The sequence below is a fragment of the Rhizobium azibense genome, assembly GCF_004342325.1.
Taxonomy (GTDB): domain Bacteria; phylum Pseudomonadota; class Alphaproteobacteria; order Rhizobiales; family Rhizobiaceae; genus Rhizobium; species Rhizobium etli_B.
On the sequence record NZ_SMBJ01000031.1, the window covers coordinates 1 to 7,241 of the forward strand.

The following is a 7,241-nucleotide window of genomic DNA, read 5'->3' on the forward strand; positions in this document are numbered from 1 at the left end:
CCGCTGCATTCCGATGCCGACATCGAACAACTGGTCGCAGCACTCCATTCCCTCTGGTCACGATGCGCGCTCGCAAGGCAGGTCGCATAAGGGCGCCAACGGATTTTATCCAGATAGGATGACTTTCGGACCGGGACGATGCCGAAAGCAGCTAGTCGGCGGAATGCGGCATGCGGCCATCAGAAATCGGCCTTGCAATCATGAAACGCAATTGCTCGGCCTCGGACACTCGCGACGCAAACGTCCTGTCCTGGCAGCTCCCAGCGAAAGCGCGGAAACGCGAATGTCCTCTATGTTTTCAAAGCGGCAGGAACCATGTTGTGACTGCCCGATGCCTGCAGAGGAAACTGCTGTGTCGTCACACTCGATCAGTTGGCCAAGGTGCCAAAGGGCTGCGAGAAGTTCCGGGAACAATCCATGCCGGCGGCGGTTAGTTCAACATTCTCAAACGCAGACGGAGGTTTTCATGAGCGCTTCGAACACGACGACGAATCATGACGAGATCCGCAAGTGGGTGGAGGCCCGCAAAGGCCATCCGGCACGGGTAAAGGATAAGAAGCCGGGAGGTATTCTACGCATTGATTTTGGAGAACCCGAAGAAGCGTTGGAGGAAATTTCCTGGGACGAGTTCTTCCGTATCTTCGATCAAAACAAGCTCGCTTTCCTTTATCAGGAAAAGACAGAGTCTGGTCAGACAAGCCGGTTTAGTAAGTTCGTGGCCCGTCACTGATCATAACGCCCAGCGGGAACTTCCTCATGGGCAGAAAGAAATGCTGTGACTTCGGCCAAGCACCTCCAGCAACCAAAGGCGACGGATCTTCGGCCTCATTGATGATCCGGGATTGGTCGCCCGAGGCATTGAGGAACCCTGGGGCGTGCTCCAGGCAGAACATGATCGAGGGGGATATTGCCTATGAACACCACACCGCCAAGCGGATCGACCCAAGGCAGAGGGTAGATCAAAGAAGTAAGCGAGCGACGGAGGCGGTCTGCTTGTCCGGACATCGGCACGCACTTACGCCGTCGCCGAACCTAAAGCCGGCGCCTCCAGGAGGTGACCGAGAGCTGCGATAAAGGCGGGGGCGCTTTGCTCACATGGGATGCTATGGTCCCGTCTGTCGTCCGCTAATAGCCTTGCCTTGCCTGCTCGCTCTCCAAGGCTTCGGCAGCCGTGTACATCAGCTCGTGCATCTTCTCGCGAATAAGTGCTTCATCGGCAACCCGGCCGGCTGCGCTGAAGTCGGCGCGGATCTTCTGAATCAGACCCGTGTCTTCCGGCGAAGCGATCGCTATTGTCATAACCTCGTTCACATACGCGTCGACGTCGTTGCGGCCGATTTCAGCGGCAACCCACTCCGCCAGCAGGCGGTTCCGCCGGGCACGAACTTTTAGCGACCGCTCAAAGTCGAGAATGTATGTTTCTTCAAGCGCCCGTCTTCTATCGTCCAAGGATGTCATGCGAAAACTCCTTTTCCCTGCCGCGGCGCAAATGGCCGTGGGCGTCGAGTGCGGCCGGGCCGAAACAGGACTTTGCTGTGCATCATGCTGTAACCTCCGATCTGAGGCGGCGATGTGCTCGAGAAGCAAGGCGCGTTGATGGCGAACCCGACCTTCTGAAAACGCTGTGAGAGGCCTCGCCGTTCCCAAATGAGCTCAGGGCTTATTATGTTACTGACGGCGCCAACCATAAGGGGCCGGTGTTTGGCGGCCCGACGGATGGCCACTCGCTCTTGTCTGCCACCGGAGGCGGCTGCTGCTGTCCAAGCCCGATGCCGTATCCCGAGTTCCATAAGTTCCAAAGAATGCGGGTCGGCTCTGTAGCGGGGTGAGTGAGTAACCAAAATTCTATGCTTGGCATGAGTTCGCGGGGGCGGGGACGTGCGCAGAGGCGTTGCACATTACATTTCGCCGCGTTTGTTGCTTTTCATCGCACATTGGAACGCAACACGAGCGGTGGTGTTACGAAGACCTACGCGATGTTGCGTTGCGTCTGACCGATTGCGGATGACCTTGCCCCCAAGCTTTGTCCAGTTTTGAGTTCGCTCCGGCGGTTTTTGGTTGCTGTATTTGTGGTGGTAGCGGCGGGTTGCGGTGCGGAGCCATTTCGGCTGCGCAGCACCGCATCACGGCGCGGGTCGATGGTCTGAGCGAACTCGGCAGGTGTCAGCCAGCCGAGGCCGGAATGCGGTCGGTAATCGTTGTAATCGCTGCGCCAGTTTGAAAGCGCTGATCGAGCATGGGCCAGTGACGAGAAGAGGGTTTCATTCAAGAACTCGTCTCGCAGCCGCCCATTGAAGCTTTCAATGAAGGCGTTCTGGATCGGTTTGCCCGGCGCGATGTAGTGCCAATCCACCTTGGCTCGGTCCGTCCATTGCAGGATCGCGTTGCTGGTGAACTCGCTGCCGTTGTCGCTGACAATCATCCTGGGTTTGCCGCGCTCCTCGATGATCCGATCCAGCTCACGGGCAACGCGCAGACCGGAAAGCGATGTATCGGCGACGAGGCCCAGGCATTCCCTCGTGCAATCGTCGACGACCGTCAGAATCCGGAACCTGCGTCCATCGGTGAGTTGATCCGACACGAAGTCGAGCGACCAACGATCATTGGCGGCAAGCGGGATCAGCATCGGTGCTCGTGTGCCTATTGCTCGCTTCCGGCCGCCGCGCTTGCGCACGGTGAGCTTCTCCTCCCGATAGAGCCGGAAGAGCTTCTTGTGGTTCACAAGCCGCCCCTCGCGCCTGAGCAGCACATGAATGCGTCGATAGCCGAAGCGACGGCGTTCATGTGCCAACGTTTTCATGCGCTCGCGAAGATCATGATCATCGTCGCGCCTCGTCTCATAACGGACCGTCATCCGGCAAAAGCCGCTGGCTTTACACGCCCGCCGTTCGCTCATCCCATGTTGGCTCATCAGATGCGCGACAGCGTTCCGCTGGGCTGCGGGCGTCACCACTTCTTTCCCAAAAGGTCCTTCAAAGCGGCATTATCGAGCATCGCATCCGCCAGAAGCCGCTTCAGCCTGCTATTCTCGTCCTCCAGCGTCTTCAGCCGCTTGGCTTCAGACACCTCCATGCCGTTATTTCAACGGGGCAAGGTCACGGAGAACAAGCCCTCGCACGCGTTTTCACGGTAGCCCTCGGCTATCAGTCATAAGCGTGGGGAGGCACGCGCAATGACGTAAGAGACGGCTTGGTCCAGCGACACTGTGGAGGTGTCAAGAATATCGCACCCACTCGCTTTCGCTTCTCTTCTGAGATAATTCGCCCAACTCATCGTCTCGGAATTGGCGAGTTCGGGCTGCTGACGGTCGATGATCAGCCGCCTCGCTCTTGTCTCATCATCGCAATCAACGAGGATTGGGATGTAATCGGACCAACCTGCCGCCGCTGCCCCTTCAGCTACGAATGTAAGGCGAGTCTGGCCTTCGAAGACCACCTTCCGTCCAGTCTCGGCAATCTTGGCCAGCACGCTCATCCATTCAATGGTCTTGGCCCGCTGCCACGCATCACTCGACCCATATTCTCTCACCATGTCCTCGAAGGCAGGCACGCCTATCCGGTCGAAGAAGAGAACTTCGACATTGTCACGGAAGCGTTCCGAGATGGCCTGAGCAATCGTGGTCTTGCCCGACCCAGAAGCTCCAATCAAGATAGCGACGGGCATGGTGCGTCCTTCTCCTTCCTGGTGCCTCGATCAGGTGTTCACGATTTCGATGTTATGTTTACAAATTCCATGGCGAGCAATGTTGCCCGAGGCGGTCACTCCGACCACAACAGATTTCGGTACTTTACGCGGGTAGGGATGCCCGAGCAAAATAACGCCTGCTGGTCACGACCCAAAGGTAAAGCCCCAGATGATTGATTTCAGATCACTGACCGAAGCAGATTTTCCGATGTTGTGTGGATGGTTGAATAGCTCTCATATGCGTGCTCACTACCAGAAGACGCCAATAACGATCGAGGAAGTTCAGGGGAAGTATTCTGAGCGCCTGAGACCGAGCCATCCCATCCATTGCCATATAGCCTGCTATAATGGTGAGCCTTTTGGAACGTTGCAGTGCTATTTGCTTCGCAACTATCCCGATTTCGCGTCTGATATAGGCGAGCACGACGGCATAGCGGTCGACCTATTTATAGGTGACGAGCGTTTTATAGGAAGGGGCTTGGGGAAGGCTATGCTTCGCTCCTATGTGCTGAACGTGGTTCCTTCCATTTTTCCTCAAGACAGCAAATGCTTCATCTGTCACGCTAAAGAGAACATGATAGCCATTCGTGGTTCGCTGTCCGCAGGGTTTCTACCGTGTCGAGACGTCATCGAGGGCGGGGTGGAAAGTCTGCTACTTTCGTTCGACCGACCGATTTAGAGGGATTGGGACTTAAAGCCGAACTGGGCCGTCTTGCCCATGCTGGTCATGTCCCAGGGGCGGCGCTGGCTGATTCAAATGAGAAGCGAAGAGCCGTATTTCTCGCAAGACTCGCTGGAGCTGAAGCGATCATCTCCTTGATAAGATCGACTTCGCCCACTGGAGAACGGTCCAGGGGAAGGGGAGGCCATGTGCCCTGCCCGGAAGCGGATGGCCAACGCCTCCTCGACGGCGGCCATCAGCCGCCTCGGATCGTCGAGGGCGATGCCCAGGCGAAGCGCTCTCGCGTCCACGTCCTTCCACGGCTCCAGCAATGTCATCGTAGAGGGGTCGCCCCCGTCAGCGATAGCGATAGCCCGATCCGCGCCGACCATGTCGGCCAGCGCCTTCAGATCGCGATCCCGAATGATGTCGTACATGGTCTCGCCGAAGCGCTCCCAGACCTTCTCCGCCGTTTCCCAGCCGATACCGACGAAGCGTTTGCCAGTGGCAAGATTTCGGATGGTCGCCCGCCCCTTGGTCATTAGGGCAGGGCCCCCTTGGCATTGAGCTGCGGTCCGTATTCGGGATGAAGCTGGACGGAGCCCGTCACACGCCACGTCTCGCCCACGGCCGGATCGCGCGGTGACCTTTTCGAAGGAACGAGGCGTGACGGAGCTGCTGTCTCGTCGCGGCCGATGATGACGTGGTCTTCGAACCGGCTCGCGTGAACCGCGGTTAAACTCAAAAAGCAGAAACAAAACCGCTCGTGGAGTTTCCAAAGAGTGCGGTTTCGGCATTGTAGCTCGGTGAGTGAGTGGCGAGATTTCCTTACGATGCAGTGGAGGCGGCCGCAAATCCTCCGGAAGGGTGTTGCAACGCGTTTTCGACCCGGTTTGTTGCTGTTGAAGTCACCCTGTTTCACTACACTTGGTAACATTGTTGCTACGCTCGGACCATGCCGTTGTTGCTTTTTGAGCGCGGCGAGCGGCGGGCGGCCAAATCTCTAGTCGACGTGCGAAGCGTTGCCCGATAGGTTCGGCTGGCTATAACGCTCCCAAGGGATTCTCGATGTCCGAACCTGCCGCTCGAATGGCGCCTCATAGCCCTCCAGCATCCTTCGGAGGAGGGGCCGTGATCGGGACGCTTGGCGGGCTTATCGGTCTCGGCGGCGCAGAGTTCCGGCTGCCGCTCCTGATCGGCTTTTTCAATATCGCCCCGCTGGAGGCCGTCATCATGAACAAGGCGATGAGCCTTGTTGTAGTGGCTTCGGCTCTTCCGTTCCGAGCTTCGACCGTTCCGTTCGGCTCCATCGCAGAGCACTGGACTATCGTCGTCAACCTCCTGGCAGGGAGCCTGCTTGGCGCATGGTTCGGGGCTGGCTGGGCAGTGAAGCTTCGGTCGGACACGCTTTACAAAGTGATCAGCATTCTTCTGGTCGTCATCGCGATGGTGCTCCTGCTCGGACACGACACGAAGGCAGAACAGCCGCTTCTTCAGGGGACGGCGCAGCTTGTTGCGGGGATCGTAGCTGGTTTCATCATCGGCGTCGTAGCCTCGTTGCTCGGCGTTGCCGGGGGCGAGCTACTGATACCGACCCTCGTCCTTCTGTTTGGCGCGGACATCAAACTGGCGGGCAGTCTTTCGCTGGCGGTCAGCCTCCCGACCATGCTCGTCGGACTCACCCGCTACAGCCGTGACCAGAGCTTTTCAGTCCTCGGCCGCAACAAGGTGTTCCTGCTGTCGATGGCGGCAGGCTCGATAGTCGGCACATTCATTGGTGGGCTCCTGCTGTCGATCGTTCCGAACGGACTGCTTTTACCGCTCCTTGCCGCAATCCTGCTGGTGTCGGCTTGGAAGGTCTGGCGGCATAAGTGACCGATCACAGGCCCGCAAAGACCATGGAGTTGGTTCGTTCAAGGGCTACAGGCGGTTCGTCTATCGTCCGACGCAGAACTACCGGATCGCCGACGATGACGAATCGATGGCTCTGGTGATCGCCGTATAGAGCAGGGTCCGGTCGAGAAGCTTCGAGCCGACGAGCGGCACGATCAGCCTCCGGAAGGCCGACCCCTGAGCCTTGTGGACGCTGATCGCCTAGCCGCGGTGAAGGATGCCGTCGTCCCGGCGTTTTCTTCGTTGAAGAGCGGTCCCCACTCACGCTTGATCTTCCTGCTAACCAGTAATAGGAGATCGACGATGCTCTTGCAGAAATATCGCGAGAACAAGGAAGCCTTGAAGCAGATCGGGCGGGAAGCTCTTGCCGAGAGCCGCCGTCTCGGGCTGCCGATCTCTGCCAAGGATCTCGAAAACGAAGCCAAGGATCGAGCCGAACACGAGCAGGAAGAGCGCGTTCCCGCTGCCATGAGGCAGTAATCGCTCTATGCCGGAACTGTCGTGCATCATCCTCGCAGGGCCGAAAGGCTCCGGCAAATCATCCGCCTTTGCTAAGCTGAAGCTCGAAGGTGTCTGGATCAATGCCGACGAGATCGCGAAGACGCTCCCTGAAATCGACGACGGCAAATCAAAGGAACGGCGCGCCTCCGAGATTGCTCTCCGCAAGATCGCGGAGATGATTGAAACTCGGCCGGCTTCAAGGTCGGCCTTTATTACATCGCCCTGGATTCCGTCGAGACGAACGTTGAGCGCGTCAAGCAACGTGTCCTCAAGGGCGGTCACGACATCCCCGACGACATCCGGAGGCGGCATAAGGGATCGCTCGAGAACTTGAAACCACAGACGACGGCCAAGGCTGTCCTCGCGCAGGTTCCATAACATAGATTATGTGACTTTGGGCTGTAGCGGGGGTGGGTTCAAGGATGAAGTGCGACTTGCGATAGATACCAATGGGTTATCACTCGCAAGGAATGCTCATGACACGCACCTACTCCCAGATCGA

Annotated in this window: 8 protein-coding genes and 1 pseudogene; 4 read left to right on the top strand and 5 right to left on the bottom strand. The window is 57.9% G+C overall.

All coding sequences use genetic code 11. The features are described 5' to 3' along the window. Window positions 1-466: 466 nt before the first annotated feature. The gene (locus EV130_RS32090; protein ID WP_132662569.1) at window positions 467-730 is read left to right on the top strand and encodes a hypothetical protein; all 264 of its coding nucleotides are present in this window, start codon (window positions 467-469) and stop codon (window positions 728-730) included. Window positions 731-1,125: 395 nt separating this feature from the next. Here the strand turns inward: EV130_RS32090 and EV130_RS32095 are convergent, their stop codons facing one another. From EV130_RS32095 to EV130_RS32105, 3 genes and pseudogenes are all read right to left on the bottom strand, one after another. Continuing rightward, window positions 1,126-1,458 (bottom strand): ATPase inhibitor subunit zeta, encoded by a 333-nt coding sequence (locus EV130_RS32095; protein ID WP_074064647.1) that lies wholly within the window; start codon window positions 1,456-1,458, stop codon window positions 1,126-1,128. 511 nt (window positions 1,459-1,969) lie between these two features. Continuing rightward, window positions 1,970-3,075, bottom strand: a pseudogene (locus EV130_RS32100) (IS3 family transposase); the annotation flags it as partial. Between the two features lie 72 nt (window positions 3,076-3,147). Continuing rightward, a complete protein-coding gene (locus tag EV130_RS32105; RefSeq protein WP_074064648.1) occupies window positions 3,148-3,663 on the bottom strand; it encodes an AAA family ATPase in 516 nt (171 codons plus the stop codon). Window positions 3,664-3,853: 190 nt separating this feature from the next. Between EV130_RS32105 and EV130_RS32110 the strand changes: the two genes are divergently transcribed. Then, window positions 3,854-4,363 (top strand): GNAT family N-acetyltransferase, encoded by a 510-nt coding sequence (locus EV130_RS32110; RefSeq protein WP_074064649.1) that lies wholly within the window; start codon window positions 3,854-3,856, stop codon window positions 4,361-4,363. Between the two features lie 74 nt (window positions 4,364-4,437). Here the strand turns inward: EV130_RS32110 and EV130_RS33780 are convergent, their stop codons facing one another. Continuing rightward, window positions 4,438-4,887, bottom strand: a complete 450-nt coding sequence (locus EV130_RS33780; protein ID WP_245520155.1) for a helix-hairpin-helix domain-containing protein — start codon at window positions 4,885-4,887, stop codon at window positions 4,438-4,440. 526 nt (window positions 4,888-5,413) lie between these two features. Here EV130_RS33780 and EV130_RS32120 point away from each other — a divergent pair. Continuing rightward, a complete protein-coding gene (locus tag EV130_RS32120; protein WP_132662570.1) occupies window positions 5,414-6,220 on the top strand; it encodes a sulfite exporter TauE/SafE family protein in 807 nt (268 codons plus the stop codon). A gap of 78 nt (window positions 6,221-6,298) precedes the next feature. On the opposite strand, the gene EV130_RS33785 is transcribed toward EV130_RS32120, so the two are convergent. Next, a complete protein-coding gene (locus tag EV130_RS33785; protein ID WP_132662571.1) occupies window positions 6,299-6,436 on the bottom strand; it encodes a C-terminal helicase domain-containing protein in 138 nt (45 codons plus the stop codon). Window positions 6,437-6,541: 105 nt separating this feature from the next. Here EV130_RS33785 and EV130_RS32830 point away from each other — a divergent pair, with 105 nt between their 5' ends. Continuing rightward, on the top strand, window positions 6,542-6,718 hold the full coding sequence (locus EV130_RS32830; protein ID WP_165918606.1) for a hypothetical protein: 177 nt from the start codon (window positions 6,542-6,544) through the stop codon (window positions 6,716-6,718). Window positions 6,719-7,241 lie beyond the last annotated feature (523 nt).